Genomic DNA, 14664 nt, shown 5'->3' with positions numbered 1-14664 from the left:
AGTCGGACATGGCTAGAATCGGCACATGATCCTTGAATGCAGCCAATGCCGCACCCGCTATCTGGTCCCCGACAGCGCGATCGGGCCGGAGGGGCGCGTGGTGCGCTGCGCAAGCTGCAAGCATAGCTGGCATCAGGCCCCCGCGCTGGCGGACCACAGTACGGCGGCCCGGCAGGAAACCCCGCCTGCCGCCCCGGCGCCTCGCCGCGCCGCCGCTGCTGCGCCTGTCCGCGCGCCCGATCCGGCACCCGCTCCCGCCGCCGCCCCGCGCGAGGAGCGGCCGGCGATGCGCTTCGAGGATCCCGCCGCGACGGCGCCCCCGCCCGGCGATTACGATCCCTTCGCCCCTCAGCCGCCGTTCAAGCCGCGCCGCAATCCGGCCAAGCGCTGGACCGCGGCGGCCTTCGTCGCCTGTTTCTCGATGCTGCTGGGCACGGGGGCGATCATCTATTCGGGCGCGCCGGGCCTCGCCTCGCAGCTTGGGCTGGGCTTCGGCGGCGTGGAAACGCCGCTGCGCTTCATGGACAAGGCGGTGGAGCGCCGCAATCCAGCGGGCGGCGGCGAGCTGTTCGCGGTTTCTGGCAAGGTGGTGAACCCCACCGGCGAGCGCCAGCGCGTGCCCGACATCCGTGTCGAGCTGCGCGATGCCAAGGGCGCGCTGCTCTACGCCTGGCGGATCACGCCGGAGGTGCGGATGCTCGATCCCAAGGGCGCGATCGACTTCAACGGCGCCAAGCTGGACGTGCCGGGCAACGTCCGCATCGTGGAATTCACCTTCGCGAACGAAATCGGCGGCTGAGCCACGCCAGCCGCGCCCCGTTCAGCGCGGCGGCCGCCAGCATGCCCGCGCCTGATGCGATGACGAGCGCATGGGCGCCCCACCCCATATGCACCAGCCATAGCCCCGCGCCGCCCGTGATCAGGAAGAAGGCAAGGATGCCGTTGATCCCCGCCGCCACCTGATCGCCGAGCGATCGCAGCGCATAGACGAACACGACCTGCAACCCGTCGAACAGGATGAACGGCGCCCAGACGAACAACATCGCGATCGCCAGCGCATGGACCTCCGCCGCCGCGGGGAACAGGCCGACGAAGGGCTGGGGCCACAGGATCAGCAGCAGCGCGAGCAGCCCGGTCGATCCCGCCGCCAGCGCCGCCGCCACCAGCGCGCGCGATACCGCTGCGCCGGGTACGCCCTCGCCCACCGCATTGCCCGCGCGCACCCCGGCGGCGGAGGCGAAGCCCAGCCCCAGCGCGAAGGTGACGTTGTGGATCGAGAACACGATCTGGAAGGCGTGGGTCGCCGTCTGGCCGAGCTGGGTCGAAAGCGCGATCAGGATCGAGAAGCCGGCAAGCTCCAGTCCGGAGGCGAACGCCGGCACCGCGCCGAAGCGCAACAGCCGGATCGCGCCCGCCAGCGTCTCGCGCGTGAACAGGCTGTTCAGCGCATGCACGCCGCGCTCGCGGGCACGGGGCAGCGTCCATGCCGCCGCCAGCATGCCCGCCGCGCCGATCGCCGACGCGATCACGGTGGCGGTTGCGGCCCCCGCGGCGCCCATCGCCGGCAGCCCCAGATGCCCGCCGGACAGCGCCCAGGCCAGAACGGCGTTGACCGGCAGTACGGACAGGTTGACCGCGGTCACGCGCCCCGGCCGGCTCACCCCTTCCAGAAAGAAGGTGGCAGCGATGATCAGGAGCTGTGGCGGATAGGCGAAGGCCATCACCCGCACGACATGCGCCGCCGCCGGGGCGATCCCGGGCTCCACGCCGACGGCGATCAGCATCGGATGCGCGAACAGGAACAGCGGCAGCGCGCTCGCCACCGCCAGGATCAACGCCAGTGCGAGGCCCTGGTGGAACACGCGCCCCGTCTCGCGCAGATCGCCTGCGCCGTCGGCACGCGAGACGAACACCAGTACGCCGGTCAGCGCGCCCAGCGTCACCACCATCCCGATGAAGGTCAGCGTGCGGCTGGCGCCCAGCGCGGCGACCTCGGCCGTGCCGGTCATGCCCACCACCACCACGTCCGTCAGGTGCAGCAGCGTCCAGTTCAGGCTGGTGAGCGCCACCGGCCATGCCAGCGCCAGGATGCGCCGCGTCTCGGCGGAAAGGGCGGCGGGGGCGGGCATGGGGCGCCGGGCCTAGCCTTTCCGGGTGCGGCGCGAAAGGGCGGCGGCATGCGCACGGCGAACGGGTTGCCAGCGGGCGGGGGCTTTGCTAGGGGCCGCGCCTTACCAGCGCCGGGCCTGGCCCGGCGGATGTTTCACGTGCGGTCGTGGCGGAACTGGTAGACGCGCAACGTTGAGGTCGTTGTGTCCGAAAGGACGTGGAAGTTCGAGTCTTCTCGACCGCACCAGTGAAGCAGTCCGCGGGGCCGATCGCCCCGCTCTCCGGCTTCCCTGCCTTGGCATAATTTTGCGACAAACCTGCCCTAGGCCGGGCGCCGCCACCCCGGATGCCGTCCGCGTCCCGGGCCTGTCAGGTGGAGTGATTGCGGTGAAGTTGCGAATCGGATGCGCGCTCTCGGCGCTGGCGATGGGAGCGATGCCCGCCCATGCGCAAGAACCCCCGGCGCCGCCGCAGCATCCCCCCGCGGCCCCCGGCGGCGATCCTGCGGGCGAGGACGAAATTCTCGTCACCGGTGAGCTTCCCGGTGCGATCGTGAGCGAAATCCCGCCCGAGCAGCAGCTTACCCCGGCAGATATCCGCTCCTATGGCGCGGGCAGCCTGGGTGAACTGATCACCGCGCTTGCGCCGCAGACCGGCAGCGGGCGCGGTCGCGGCGGGGACGGCGGGCCGGTCGTCCTGCTGAACGGCCGCCGCATCTCCAGCTTCTCCGAAATCCGCGAGATCCCGCCCGAGGCGATCCTGCGCATCGATATCTTCCCGGAAGAGGTGGCGCTCAAATTCGGCTATCGCGCCGATCAGCGCGTGGTGAACGTGGTGCTGCGCCCGCGCTTCCGCGCCTTCACCGCGGAGCTTGCGGGCGGCGCCCCCACCGCCGGCGGCAACTGGAACCGCCAGGCGAGCCTCAACATCCTGCGGATCGGCGGCCCCGGCCGTGTCAGCTTCGACATCGGCTACAGCGGCAATAGCGGGCTGCTCGAAAGCGAGCGCGACGTCATCCCGACGCGATCGACGCTGTTCGATACGCTGGGCAACGTCAGCGCCATAACAACGGGCGGAGAGATCGACCCGGCGCTCAGTGCGCTTGCCGGCCAGACGGTGACCGTGGCGGGCGTGCCTGCCGGTGCCGCGGGCGGCGCCCCCTCGCTCGGCAGCTTCGTGCCGGGCGCCAATCAGCCCAACACCAGCGATTCCGGCGCCTATCGCACACTGGTAGCGCCCAGCGATGCGCTGACGCTGAACGGCGTGGTGAGCCGCAATCTTTCGGACGGGATGAGCGCCACCTTCAACGCCCGGCTGGAGGTGCGCCAGAGCGAGGCGCTGCTCGGCCGCGCCGGTGTGGCACTGGTGCTGCCCGATTACAGCCCCTTCTCGCCGTTCGGGCAGGATGTGCTGCTCAGCCGCTATCCGGCGGGGCTGGGCGCGTTGTCGCGCAACAGCGCCAGCCAGAACGCGCATCTGGGCTTCACCGTCAACGGCGAGCTTTCGAAATGGCGTTGGACGGTGACCGGCAATTTCGATCGCGACCGCAACCGCAGCGTCACCACCACCGGCCTTGATACCGCGCCGCTTCAGGCGCTGCTGGATGCGGGCGATCCCGCGTTCAATCCGTTCGGCCTTCTTCCGGCAGGGGCGATCGCGGTGAAGCCCTCCGATCGTGCGCTGTCGGTTTCGCGCGTCGCGGCGCTGGACCTGCTGGTCAACGGATCGCCGTTCCGCATGCCCGCCGGCGATGCATCGGCCAGCGTGCGCGTCACGGGCCGCACCCGCGACTATGACAGCGAGTTCCTTCGCGCCGGCGCGCCCGGCTCCAGCAGCAATTCGCGCGACGAGGCTGCGGCGCAGTTCAACCTGGATCTGCCGATCACCAGCCGCCGGGAGGGCGTGCTTTCCGCGATCGGCAACCTCTCGGTTAACGGCAGCGTCGAGGTGGAGCGCTATTCGGACTTCGGCACGCTGGTGACGCGCGGCTATGGCGCGGTCTGGTCGCCGTTGAGCCAGGTCACCTTCGTCGCCTCGGTCACCGACGAGGAGGGCGCGCCCACCGCGCAGCAGCTCGGCGATCCGGTGGTGTTCACCCCCAACGTCCGCGTGTTCGATTATGTGCGCGGCGAAAGCGTCGACATCACCAGCATCACCGGCGGCAACCCGGGGCTGGGCGCGGACAGCCGCCATGTGCTCAAGCTGGGGCTCAACGCGCGGCCGTTCGACAATATCGACCTGAATCTGCGCGCCGAATATGTCGCCAGCACCACGCGCAACCAGATCGCCGGCTTCCCCTCCGCCACGGCAGAGGTCGAGGCGGCCTTCCCCGCCCGCTTCGTGCGCGATGCCTCCGGGCGGTTGACCAGCGTGGACATGCGCCCGGTGAACTTCGACCGCGCCGACCGATCGGAGCTGCGCTGGGGCTTCAACTTCTCGATGCCGCTCAGTTCGTCGATCGAGAAGATGGTGCAGCGCTATCGCGGCGAGGTGGAGGAGGCGCAGCGCAACGGCCAGCCGATCCCGCCGCCGCCCGAGCAGCTCCGCATGCGCTGGGGCCGCGACGGCAGGCCGGGCCAGGGCGGCGGACCCGGGGGGCAGGGCGGCCCCCGCGGCGAGGCCGGTGCGGGCGGTCCGCCGGGCGGCGGCTTTGGCGGGCGCGGTCCCGGCGGCGGTGGCGGCGGACGCGGCTTCGGAGGGCGCGGCGGCGGTCTCGGCGGGCCGAACGGCATGCTGGCGGGCCGGCTGCAATTCGCGCTGTACCACACGATCCACCTGAAGGAGCAGGTGGTGGTCAGCCCCGGCCTGCCGGTGCTCGACCTGCTCGACGGATCGGCGATCGGCAGCCGCGGCGGCCAGTCGCGCCACGAGTTGGAGGCGCAGGCCGGGCTGATGAAGGACGGGCTGGCGCTGCGGCTCTCCGCCAAGTGGCAGAGCGCGACGCACGTCGACGGCGGCACCGCGGCCAATCCCCAGCCGTTGCGCTTCTCGCCGCTCGGCACGATCAACCTGCGGCTGTTCGCCGACCTTGGGCAGCAGCTAAACCTGTCGCGCAACCGCCCGTGGATGCGCGGGATGCGGGTGACGCTGTCGGTCGACAATCTGTTCGACACGCGGCTGAAGGTGACGGACGCCAACGGCCTGGTGCCGCTCAGCTACCAGCCCGACCTGCTCGATCCCACGGGGCGGACGATCAAGCTGACCATCCGCAAGCTGTTCTTCTAATCCGCCTTGGCGCCGGCCGGACGGTTGCCCGCGGCCGGGAGCTGGACGCGGCGATCCTTGCCCTGGCTGTCGAAGCCGTTGGGCGCCTTGCGATAGAGCAGGGTGATCGAGACGCGGCGGTTGCGCGGGTCGGCCGGGTTGTCCTGGATCATCGGCTCGCGATCGGCCACGCCCTCGATCCGTTCGAACCGCACTTCGGGCACGCCGCCGGACGACAGGCGCCGCCGCGTGGCCTCGGCACGGCCGCTGGAGAGCATCCAGTTGTTCATGTTCAGCGGGTCGTTGTAGCGCAGGCTGTCCGTGTGGCCCCGGATCATGATCGGGTTCGGCAGGTCGCGGATCGATTCGGCGATCATCGCGATCAGGTTGTTCGCCTCGGGAACCAGCGCGGTGGTGCCCAGGTCGAACATCGAATAATTGGCGTCGTCGATCAGGTCGATGCGCATCCCGTCGCGCGTGGGGACGAATCGCACGTGCTGCGCCAGCCGCGCCAGCTTGGGCGTGGACTGGATGCGGCGTTCGATCGTCTTGCGCATCGAGTCGAAGTTCTTCTGGTCCTGCGCGGCCAGTGCGGCCTGTTCCTTCAGCGATCCCTTCTCGCCGGTGCCCACGTCGTTGCCGCCCGATCCGCCCACGGGGACGGTCAGCGCCTTGGTGCCGGTCTGCGACGCCTTGTTGGGATAATTGTCGCGCTGGTTGATCGCCTCGCCGCCCATGATGCCGTTGGAGCCAGCGCTGTTCTGGCGCAGCTCGACCAGGGTCGGCGCGAAATAGTCGGCCAGCGCCTTGCGCTGCTTCTCGGTCGTCGCGCCGAGCAGCCACAGCAGCAGGAAGAAGGCCATCATCGCGGTCACGAAATCGGCATAGGCGACCTTCCAGGCGCCGCCATGGTGGCCGCCGCCGCCTTCGATATAGATCTTCTTGACGATGATCTTCGGTGGGGCCTTCGCCCCGTGGGGAGCCCGTGCGGCGGACATTATCGTGCGCCTCCGGCGCGGCGGCGCCGCCCCGCTCCCCCACCCGGCCTCCCGCTAGAGCACCTTGGATGGGAGGCCGGGTGGGGGAGCGGGCCGGTGCCGCTCCGGCGAAACCGGACCAGCATCAACGCCCCCTCAGGCCGTCGAAGACCTCGCCGAAATTGGGCTGGTTGGAATGCGCGATTCCGCTGCGCGCCGCCTCGATCACCAGCGGCTGGGGATGGCCGTGGAGCGAGGCGATGATGATCTGTTTCACGACGTGATAGATCGCCGCATCGGCATCGATGATCTGCTTCAGCCGCCCGGCCAGCGGCGCGACGATGCCATAGGCCAGCAACACGCCCAGGAAGGTGCCGACCAGCGCCGATCCGATCATGCCGCCCAGGATGCTCGGCGGCTTGTCGATCGATCCCATGGTCTTCACCACGCCCAGCACGGCCGCGACGATGCCGAGCGCCGGCAGCGCGTCGCCGAGCGACTGGAGCGTGTGCTGCGGCCCTTCCACCTCGTGGTGGTGGGTCTTGATGGCGTTGTCCATCACCTCCTCCACGGCATGCACGTCGAGCGTGCCGGAGGAGACGACGACCAGGCGCAGCGTATCGGCGATCAGGTTGATCAGCGTGTGATCGGCCAGCAGCCGCGGATATTCGGCGAAGATGGCGGAGGACTTCGGGTCCTCGACGTGCGGCTCGAGCGCGATCGGGCCTTCGGTGCGCAGCATCTTCATCAGCTTCGAAACGAGGAAGATCGTGTCGAGATAGTCCTGCTTCTTGTACTTCGGGCCTTTCAGCACCTTCACGACGCCGCCGCCCAGCGCCTTCAGCTCCTTCATCGAATTGCCGATGATCAGCGCGCCCAGCGCGGCGCCGCCGATGATCAGCATCTCGTGCGGGATGGCGTGGAGTACGGGCTCCAGGGCGCCGCCGGTGATCACGAAACCACCGAAGACCATCGCGATGAGGACGACTAGGCCGATTACAGGAAACACGGCGACAAATTCCCCCCGAATGGCGGCCACCGGCGGCCGCGGGCGCTTTCGATATTAGGAACGGCAGCGCACGGCGGAACTTGCGCGAGAATCCGCTAGAAAATGGTTACCGCCGCGGAAACTCAACGCAGATAATCGAACAGCGACAGGCCGGAGAGCTTGGTGAAGCTCGTCTGCGTCGCCTGCAGCACCGTGAGCGTCTTCTGCAGCTCGGCGATCGCGGTGGCGATATCGGTATCCTCAAGGCCCGAACGGGTCTCGGCGCGTGCGGTTTCGGCGTCGGTCAGGCGCTGCGCCTCCAGGTCCATCCGCAGCGCGCGCGCACCCACGGAGCTGCGCGCGGCGGAGACCTGATCGATCGCCTGGGTGATCGAATCGCCGGCATCGCCCGGCCCTTCGCCATCCTTCAGCGCCGCCGAAAGCGTGGTCAGCACGGCGAAGATGTCGCCGAACGCCTTGTCGCCCGTGACGGAGGGCTGGATCGCATGACCGTCCGCGACCGGAATCGCCGCGGGCTCGCCGGTGCCGGCATAGGTGATGCTGCCGTCCGCCGTGCGGACATAGGCCGCATCGCCCGCCGCGCCGCCGAACAGCGGCTGGCCGCGCACGTCCTTGGCATTGGCGAGCTGGAACAGATCCTCGATCACCGCATCCAGCGACGCCGCGATCGACTGGCGGTTGGCGTCGGTCAGCGCCGGGCCGCCCGCCTCCAGCGCCAGCTCCTGCGCGCGCTGGAGCTGGGTGGCGATACCGTCCAGCGTCGAATCGGACTGGGCGAGCACGCTCTGCGCCAGCTTGACGTTGCTGGCATAGGCCGCGTCGTTGGCCGAAGCGCGCGCCAGCCCGTCGACGCGCAGCCATGCGGTCGGGTCTTCGGAAGGCGCGCTGAAGCGCTTGGTGGTCGCGATCTGCGTCTGTAGCTTGTCAGCCTGCTGGCCGAGCTTGCCCATCAGCAGCGACGGCCGCTCATAGATCTGGGAGGTGGTGATGCGCATGGCTTAGCGGATCTCCAGCATCGCCTGCAGCGTTTCGCGCGCCACCTGGATGACGCGGGCCGAGGCCTGATAGGCTTGTTGGAAGCGGATCAGGTCCACCGCCTCCTCGTCGACATTGACGCCGCTGACCGCGTCGCGCGCCGCCACAGCGCCGTCGCGGATCGCGGTCTGGGCATCGGCGACCGAACGGCGCGCGGACAGCGCGGAGGCATTGGCCGACACGAGCCCGCTCAGCCCGGCTTCATAGCCGGCCGAGCTGCGCAGCGATTCCAGCGCGGTCAGGTTGCTGTTGTCGCGCGTGCCGCCGCCCACCGCGGCCGCGGCGATGCCGCGCGGGTCAGTGAGCACCATCGCGATGCGCGTCGGGGGATCGCCGGCCTCGAACATCGGTGCGCCCGCAGTGCCGTTCAGGTCGCGGCCCGATGCCTGGAACTGGTTGATGCCGGTCACGAAATCGCTCGCCAGCGCGTTCAGCGACGCGCGCGCATCGGCGATTCGCTGCGCGCCTTCGGCGGCGCCCGACAACGCGCCGGCAGCCGGGGAGAAGGCGCGCGTCTCGCCGTTCAGGTGCAGCGCGAAGGAGGCTGCGCCCTCTTCGTTGAACACCGCGGTGACGGTGCCGGATTGCTCCCCATGCACCAGCGCCGGGCCGTTGCTGCCGCCCAGCCGCACGGTGACGCGGCCTACCGCGTCGAAGCTGACGTTGGCATCCGTGATCGCGCTCAGCGATTCGAGCAGCCGGTCGCGCTCGTCGAGCTGTGCCGCGGCGGTGCCGGAGCCGGGGGCCGAGCGTCCGATGCCCGAATTGACCCGTGCCAGTGCCGTGGCGATGCCGTTGAGCTGATCGACCTGCACATCGGTGGCCTGCTCCAGCTCGGCCGCCGCGGAGGCAAGCGCTTCGCCCGTGGCGGTGAAGGCGCTGGCGACGCTGGACGCGGCCTCCAGCATCGCCGCGCGCTGCGGCAGCGACGAAGGATCGGCGGCCAGCGTGCGCGCCGCGCCGAAGAAGGAGGTGAGCTGATCGCCGAGCTTTTCGGCGGTCAGCGCGCTTTCGATCCGCTCCAGCCAGGTCACGCCCGCCTCGGTCCGCGCCAGATCGGCGCTGGTCGTGCGCACCTCGGCCGAACGGAACTGGTCCGCGGCGCGATTGACGCCCAGCACGCTGACGCCCAGCCCGTTCGCCCCGGTGCCCACCGGAGATCCGGGGGCGGAGATCTCGCGCACATTGGCGGTGCGGCGCGAATATCCCGCCGCGCCGGCATTGGCGATGTTCTCCGAAACCGTGGTCAGCGCGGTCTGATAGGCGCGCACGCCCGAGGCGCCGATCGAAAGCAGGTCGCTCATCCGGTGCCTCCATCGGCGTTGCCGGCATCGGCGGCGGACGCGGCCGCGCCGACGGCGGCACCTTCGCCGGCCGGCATCGCGCGGCCCAGGAAGTCCGCCATCGCCTTGCCCAGGCCCAGCGGCTTCTGCTGGGCCATGGTCTGGGCGAACTGGGTGTCCTGCATCTCCTTGAACTGGTCGATCGCCTTGCTCTCGAACAGCCCGTCGGCCAGCTTCGCCTGGCGCATCGACTTCATCATCATGTTGATGAAGATCGCCTCGAAGCGCTTGCCCGCCGCGTCCAGATTGGCGCGCGAGGCAAGGCGCGACGTATCCGTGGAAACGCCGCCGGCCGTGCCGGTGATGGGGGCTGCCGAGCCGCTCACAGGACGATCAGCTCCGCCTTGAGCGCGCCGGCTTCCTTCAGCGCCTCCAGGATCGCCACCAGGTCCGCGGGCGATGCGCCGATCGCGTTCACCGCCTTCACCACGTCCGCCAGCTTGGGGCCGGGCTCGAACAGGAACATCGGGCGCTTCTCCTCGTCCACGCCGATCGCGCTGCGCTGTTCGGTGGTGGTCTGGCCCTGGCTGAAGGGCGCGGGCTGGCTGACGCGGGGCGCCTCCTCGATACGCACGGTCAGCTTGCCGTGGGTGATCGCGGCGGGGCTGACGCGCACCGCCGAGTTGATCACCACCGTGCCGGTGCGCGCGTTGACGATCACCCGGGCAGGGGCCTCGGCGGCCTCAACCGGCAGATTCTCGATCTCCGACATCATCTCGGCGCGCACATCGGCGCCCGGGGGAGCCGAAACCGCCACCGAAACACCGTCGATCGCGCGTGCGCGGCCCGGGCCGAAGCGCTGGTTGATTACGTCCTGCACGCGCTGGGCCGTGGTGAAGTCCGACCGCGCGAGGTTGAAGGTCAGCACGGGCGCGGTGTCGAAGCCGGTTTCCACCGTGCGCTCCACCGTGGCGCCCTCCGGGATGCGGCCCGAGGATGGGATGTTGACGACGACGGAGGAGCCGTCGGCACCCTCCGCGCCCAGCCCGCTGACGGCCAGGTTGCCCTGCGCCATCGCATAGATCTGGCCATCGGCGCCCATCAGCGGGGTCATGATCAGCGTGCCGCCGCGCAGCGACTTGGCCTTGCCCATCGAAGAGACGGTGACGTCCAGCTTCTGACCGGGCTTGGCGAAGGGCGGGAGATCGGCGGTGATCATCACCACCGCCGCGTTCTTCAGCCCCGGCGAGACGCCCGGAGGAAGCTGAAAGCCGAAGCGCGAGGCGACGCCCTTCATCGACTGGACGGTATATTCGAGGTTGTCGTCGCCCGTGCCGGGCAGGCCGACCACCACGCCATAGCCGGTGAGCTGGTTCGAACGGATGCCCTGAAAGGCGCCCAGGTCCTTCACGCGCTGGGCGGCGGCCGGCTGGACCGCGAGCAGCGCTGCGACGAAGGCGATGAGGAGGCGGATCATTGCGGGCTCCGTCAGAAGGGGCTGATGACCGAGAAGAACCGGCCGAGCCAGCCCTGGCGGCTGGCGCGGGCGACGTCGCCCTTGCCGGTATAGGCGATGCGGGCATCGGCGACGCGCGTCGAGGCGATGCGGTTGTCCGCGCTGACATCGGAGATGCGGACGATGCCCTTGATCTGGATGAACTCGTCGCCGCGGTTCAGCGTGACGCGCTTCTGGCCCTGAACCAGCATCGTGCCGTTGGGATAGACCGCGGCCACGGTGACGCTGATCTCGCCGGAAAGCGCGTTGGCCTGATCGGTCTCGCCCTTGCCGTTGAAGTTGCGCCCGCTGGATGCGGATGCGTCGGTCGGCTTGAACAGCGACAGCGCGCCCGTCGACGGCGGCGTGAGCGAGAAGCCTCCGCCCGAATCGAGCTTCGAGCTCGCGGACTTGGAGGCGGTGGTGCGCTCGACCAGCACGATCGTTAGCGGATCGCCCACGCGGCGGGCACGCTGGCCCTCGTAGAGCGCGGCATAGCCCTGATCGGCCTGGAAGATGCCGCCGTTGGCGGGCTTCGGCACGCTGGCGGGCGCGGGCGCCGGCAGCGTGACCGAGAAGTCCTCCTTGGGCTTCTTCTTGCCGAAGAGCTGGGCCTGGGCCGGCGCGGCCGCGAAGGCCACGGCCAGCATCGCGGCGCCGGCGAGCAGCAGCTTAGATGTTCTGGTTGACATATTTCAGCATCTCGTCGGTGGCGGAGATCATCTTCGAGTTCACTTCATAGGCGCGCTGGGTCTCGATCATGTTCACCAGCTCCTCGACGACGTTGACGTTGGAGCCTTCGAGCATGCCCTGGCGCAGCGTGCCGCGGCCGGTCTCGCCCGGATTGCCCAGGCTGGCGGCACCGCTGGCGCTGGTCTCGACCAGATAATTGTCGCCCTTGGCGAGCAGGCCCGCCGCGTTGGGGAAGGTCGCCACCTGGATCTGGCCGAGTTGGCTTGCCTCGGTCTGACCCGGGATGGTGGCGGAAACGGTGCCGTCGCTGCCGATGGTGATCGCGGTGGCGCCCTCGGGGATCGTGATCCCGGGCATCACCTGATAGCCTTCGGAGGTGATGAGCTGACCGGTGGACGAGCGCGAGAAATTGCCCGCGCGGGTATAGGCCAGCGTGCCGTCCGGCATCTGGATCTGGAAGAAGCCGTCGCCGTCCACCGCCAGATCGAGCGCGTTGCCCGTGGTCTGCAGCGAACCCTGGGTCTCGATCCGCGTCGTGCCCTGGATCCGTACGCCGGTGCCCATGTTGATGCCGGTGGCATATTGGGTCTGGGCGGTGCTGGCCGCGCCGGGCGCGGTGATCGTCTGATAGGCGAGCGTCTGGAACGAGGCCCGGTCGCGCTTGAACGCGGTCGTGTTGACGTTGGCCAGGTTGTTCGAGATCACGCGCATGCGCATATCCTGGGCGTCAAGCCCGGTACGCGCGATGTGCATTGCTGCGGAACCCATTGATACTACTCCCTATCCCGGCAGCCGCATCAGCGATGCGGCGGTCTCGTCCATCGACTTGGCTTCTTTCAGCAGATTGGCCTGCACCTCGTAGCTGCGCTGGTTCTCGATCATGTCGACCAACGCCTCGGTCAGGTTTACATTCGATTGCTCCAGGGCTCCGGATTGTACCCGGGCCTCCAGGTCGCCGGGCAGCGCGCCGCCGCCTTCGACATGGAGCAGGTTGTCCAGCCCCTTCACCGTCCTGCTGCCCGTCGCGCTGGCCAGCTTGACCCGGTCGATCGCGATCGGGGCCAGCGGATCGCCGCCGGGCGGAACGATCGATACGGTGCCGTCGCCTGCGATCGTGATCGCCTGGAAGGGCGGCACGGTGATGGGGCCCCCCGACCCCATCACCGGGAAACCGTCACCGGTTTCCAGCACGCCCGAGGGCGAGACCGAAAGGTCGCCGCGCCTCGTATATGCCTCGGTCCCGTCCTTCGCCTGCACGGCGATCCACGAATCGCTGGTCACGGCGATGTCGAGCGGACGCGCGGTCTGCATGATCGTGCCCGCGCGCCGTTCGAAGTCCTTGACCTCTTCGGTCGCCACCGAGCGCGTCTCGAGCGCCGACCCGGACAGCACCATGCGATCGAAGGTCACGCGATCGGCGCGATAGCCGATGGTGGAGGCGTTCGCGATGTTGTTCGCGATCGTCGCCTGCCCCTGCATCTTCGCGCGCAGTCCCGAAAGCGCCGTGTAGACGAGCCGGTCCATTTGCTAAGCTCCCGCGTCCGCCGCCGTTAGCTGCGGATGTTGAAGATGGTCTGCGAGATCTGGCTCGCGGTATCGAGCGCCTTGGCGTTCGCCTGGAAGTTGCGCTGCGCCGCGATCAGGCCGACCAGTTCCTCGGTGATGTCCACGTTGGAGCGCTCGACCGATCCCGACATCAGCGTGCCGAAGCCGTTGGCGTTCGGCTCGCCCAGCCGCGGCTCGCCCGACAGGCCGGTGGCCGCCCAGGTAGAGTTGCCGAGCTGGCGCAGGCCCGATGCGTTGGTGAAGTTGGCCAGCATCACCTTGCCCAGCGGCTGAAGGTCGCCGTTGGAGAAGCTGGCGCGCACGATGCCGTCCTCGCCGATGGTCACGCTCTCGAACTGGCCCACCGCGGCGCCGTCCTGCGCGCGGTTGTTGACGCTGAAGGGTGAGCCGACCTGGGTGGTCTGGGTGCCGAAGTCGAGCGTGATCACCTGCTCCGCGGTGGCGCCGGGCGACAGGAAGCCGCCAAAGGTGGTGCCGCCCGACGGCGCGGTCAGCTTGCCGGTCGCGTCGAATTCCAGCGTGATCGGCTGGGTGCCCGCGGTGGCGGTATCGGCGTCGAGCTGCTGGTCGCCGACGAAGGAATAGACCTTCCAGCTACTGGTCGGATCGCCGGCGCTCGGTGCGGTCTCGCGTACGAAATAGCTGGTCATCGTCAGCGCGTTGCCGTTGGCGTCATAGATCGTCGTCTGGGCCGACTGGTTGTAGGTGCCCGGATCGAAGCGATCGAAGGCATAGGGCGTGCTTTCGAAACGCGCCGCATCGGCCGGGATCGTCGAATTGGCCGACAGGTTGAGCGAAAGCGCGACGTTGCGCGTCGCCTGCGGCGTGCCGCTGGTCTGCGGCAGGCGCAGCGCCTCGGCCGAATCGATGCCGGTCGCCACCACCGCGCCCGATCCGTCGACCGGATAGACGAGCAGCTTGTTGCCCTGCTGATCGGTGACATAACGTTCGCTGTCGACGGTGAAGCTGCCGTTGCGGGTGAACATCACGCCCGCCGTGCCGGTGTCGGCGCGGACCGCGAAGAAGCCGTCGCCCGAGATCGCGAGATCAAGGGCCGAGCTCGACTGGGTATAGCCGCCCTGGCTGAACTGCTGGCGGATCGACTTCACCACAGTGCCGGAGCCGACCATCTGGTTCGGGTTCGAATCGCGCGTGGACGCGATCACGTCCGCGAACATCGTCGTCGAGCGCTTGAAGCCGTTGGTGGCGACGTTCGCGAGGTTGTGCGAGATCGTCGACATGTCGGTCTGGGCGGCCTGGAGCCCGGAAAGAGACGTATAGAAGGACATGGTC

Annotated in this window: 13 protein-coding genes and 1 tRNA gene; 3 read left to right on the top strand and 11 right to left on the bottom strand. The window is 69.2% G+C overall.

Annotation, left to right across the window (positions count from 1 at the left end; genetic code table 11):
- Positions 1 to 25 precede the first annotated feature (25 nt).
- Entirely contained in the window at positions 26 to 799 is a 774-nt protein-coding gene (locus tag OM513_RS02255) for an MJ0042-type zinc finger domain-containing protein (RefSeq protein WP_264942515.1), read from the top strand.
- On the opposite strand, the gene OM513_RS02250 is transcribed toward OM513_RS02255, so the two are convergent.
- A complete protein-coding gene (locus OM513_RS02250; protein WP_264942514.1) occupies positions 771 to 2129 on the bottom strand; it encodes an MATE family efflux transporter in 1359 nt (452 codons plus the stop codon). The two genes, OM513_RS02255 and OM513_RS02250, sit on opposite strands and share 29 nt — an antisense overlap.
- 140 nt (positions 2130 to 2269) lie before the next feature.
- On the opposite strand from OM513_RS02250, the gene OM513_RS02245 reads away from it, so the two are divergent.
- Together OM513_RS02245 and OM513_RS02240 are read left to right on the top strand one after the other, a co-directional pair.
- Positions 2270 to 2356 (top strand) — tRNA-Leu (locus tag OM513_RS02245).
- Positions 2357 to 2496: 140 nt separating this feature from the next.
- The gene (locus OM513_RS02240) at positions 2497 to 5334 is read left to right on the top strand and encodes a TonB-dependent receptor (protein WP_264942513.1); all 2838 of its coding nucleotides are present in this window, start codon (positions 2497 to 2499) and stop codon (positions 5332 to 5334) included.
- On the opposite strand, the gene OM513_RS02235 is transcribed toward OM513_RS02240, so the two are convergent.
- The 10 genes from OM513_RS02235 to OM513_RS02190 all read right to left on the bottom strand — a co-directional run bounded on the left by OM513_RS02235 (position 5331) and on the right by OM513_RS02190 (position 14660).
- Positions 5331 to 6311, bottom strand: coding sequence for a flagellar motor protein MotB (locus tag OM513_RS02235; protein ID WP_264942512.1), 981 nt, complete (start codon positions 6309 to 6311; stop codon positions 5331 to 5333). The two genes, OM513_RS02240 and OM513_RS02235, sit on opposite strands and share 4 nt — an antisense overlap.
- A gap of 124 nt (positions 6312 to 6435) precedes the next feature.
- Positions 6436 to 7299, bottom strand: coding sequence for a flagellar motor stator protein MotA (gene motA / locus OM513_RS02230; RefSeq protein WP_264942511.1), 864 nt, complete (start codon positions 7297 to 7299; stop codon positions 6436 to 6438).
- A gap of 122 nt (positions 7300 to 7421) precedes the next feature.
- Positions 7422 to 8294: a flagellin N-terminal helical domain-containing protein gene (locus tag OM513_RS02225; protein WP_264942510.1), complete on the bottom strand. Its 873-nt coding sequence runs from the start codon at positions 8292 to 8294 to the stop codon at positions 7422 to 7424.
- Positions 8295 to 8297: 3 nt separating this feature from the next.
- Positions 8298 to 9638 carry a flagellar hook-associated protein FlgK gene (gene flgK, locus OM513_RS02220; RefSeq protein WP_264942509.1) on the bottom strand — a complete coding sequence of 447 codons (1341 nt, stop codon included), beginning with the start codon at positions 9636 to 9638 and terminating at the stop codon, positions 8298 to 8300.
- Complete coding sequence (locus tag OM513_RS02215; RefSeq protein WP_264942508.1) at positions 9635 to 10003, bottom strand: rod-binding protein; 369 nt, start codon at positions 10001 to 10003, stop codon at positions 9635 to 9637. Before OM513_RS02215 ends, flgK begins: the two co-directional genes overlap by 4 nt.
- Positions 10000 to 11094, bottom strand: coding sequence for a flagellar basal body P-ring protein FlgI (locus OM513_RS02210; protein WP_264942507.1), 1095 nt, complete (start codon positions 11092 to 11094; stop codon positions 10000 to 10002). Before OM513_RS02210 ends, OM513_RS02215 begins: the two co-directional genes overlap by 4 nt.
- A gap of 11 nt (positions 11095 to 11105) precedes the next feature.
- A complete protein-coding gene (locus OM513_RS02205) occupies positions 11106 to 11804 on the bottom strand; it encodes a flagellar basal body L-ring protein FlgH (RefSeq protein WP_264942506.1) in 699 nt (232 codons plus the stop codon).
- Positions 11785 to 12573: a flagellar basal-body rod protein FlgG gene (flgG, locus tag OM513_RS02200; RefSeq protein WP_264942505.1), complete on the bottom strand. Its 789-nt coding sequence runs from the start codon at positions 12571 to 12573 to the stop codon at positions 11785 to 11787. Before flgG ends, OM513_RS02205 begins: the two co-directional genes overlap by 20 nt.
- Positions 12574 to 12585: 12 nt before the next feature.
- Entirely contained in the window at positions 12586 to 13329 is a 744-nt protein-coding gene (locus tag OM513_RS02195) for a flagellar basal body rod protein FlgF (RefSeq protein WP_264942504.1), read from the bottom strand.
- A gap of 26 nt (positions 13330 to 13355) precedes the next feature.
- Positions 13356 to 14660, bottom strand: coding sequence for a flagellar hook protein FlgE (locus tag OM513_RS02190; RefSeq protein WP_264942503.1), 1305 nt, complete (start codon positions 14658 to 14660; stop codon positions 13356 to 13358).
- Positions 14661 to 14664 lie beyond the last annotated feature (4 nt).

Origin of the sequence: Sphingomonas canadensis, assembly GCF_026013525.1 — a bacterium.
Classification (GTDB): Bacteria; Pseudomonadota; Alphaproteobacteria; order Sphingomonadales; family Sphingomonadaceae; genus Sphingomonas; species Sphingomonas canadensis.
The sequence above is the reverse complement of the archived record's forward strand: the minus strand, read 5'-3'. Positions and strand labels throughout refer to the sequence as shown.